Source organism: thiotrophic endosymbiont of Bathymodiolus puteoserpentis (Logatchev) (genome assembly GCF_900127505.1).
Classification (GTDB): domain Bacteria; phylum Pseudomonadota; class Gammaproteobacteria; order PS1; family Pseudothioglobaceae; genus Thiodubiliella.
The window spans coordinates 1-1115 of sequence record NZ_UEXF01000013.1 but is presented as its reverse complement, the minus strand read 5'-3'; the positions used below and the strand labels follow the sequence as shown (position 1 = coordinate 1115).

The window sequence follows — 1115 nt, the reverse complement described above, 5'->3', positions numbered from 1 at the left end:
TTGACTGTTAGTAATAATCATAGACTGGCTGGTTGAAAAGTAGTTTTTTATGTGAGAAAATTATTTTTTGGATTTTTTGGTTCTATTTTTGGATTTGGGGAGTAGTTTTTTTAGGTATAATCCGCATCTGAAAACTAGTTATTACTAGTTTTTTTATAAAAAATATAAGGAAAATAATAAAATGAAAACTCAATTAAAGGTAGTTGCATTGTCAGTTTTAGTCGCTACATCAACCTATGCACAAGAAAATAAAGATATGTATTTTGGCTTAGGTGTTGTTCAAACAAAATCTGATAGCACGGGTTCTGTGCCAGGAATTACAATTAGTGGAGGGGCTTACAAAAAAAATAATTACAAAGTAATCTTTGGTAAGCGTTTGAATAAAAATTTTGCAGTAGAAGGTTCATATACAGACTATTCTAGCGATACAACAGGCATATCAATGTCTGCCGCTAATGGTGCTGCTTTAGAGACAGCGATGGGTGCCTTGCAAGATACTGCAGGATTTAAATCTTCAATAGGACTGACTGGCACTACGCTTACGGGTACTGGCACTAATAATGCAAATGTTACTTCATCTGCAACCTTATCTGGTCGTAGTATTGATTTGTCTGGGCTGTATTATTTTGCACAGTCAGATAGTTTTGAGCCATTTTTTAAACTAGGTGTTAGCGTTTGGAATTCTAAAAGTGAATTTTCTGCATTTCAATATGATAATGCAGGTGTATTGACCACAATCGCTGGTGCTACAGATTTTAGCAATAAAGACAGTGGTACTGATGTTATTTATGGTGTTGGTGTTGATGGAAAAATTAATAACACAATAAAATATCGTGTTGGTTTTGAGCGTATAAAAGCAGATGGTGACGTTGATAATATTGGCATTAGTATGCTCTATAGTTTCTAAATATAGATACTTAATCTACCATAAAAACACCCTGCCTTTGCAGGGTGTTTTTATTATCTAGAAACCATTAATCGCCAATTTTCCATTTACTTTTTTCTGAAAAAGCTTCACCCAAATCCAAAAATAGAACCACCCAACCCAAAAAATACCAATCAAAATCCTAAAAAACCACCCCATTCAAGTCTTGCATCCATAAAAATACAAACAA

The 1115-nt window shown here is 33.6% G+C and carries 1 protein-coding gene; it reads left to right on the top strand.

Going from position 1 to position 1115, the window contains the following annotated elements:
* The first annotated feature begins 181 nt into the window (after positions 1-181).
* Positions 182-907, top strand: a complete 726-nt coding sequence (locus tag BHECKSOX2_RS00995) for an outer membrane beta-barrel protein (protein WP_139682101.1) — start codon at positions 182-184, stop codon at positions 905-907.
* Positions 908-1115 lie beyond the last annotated feature (208 nt).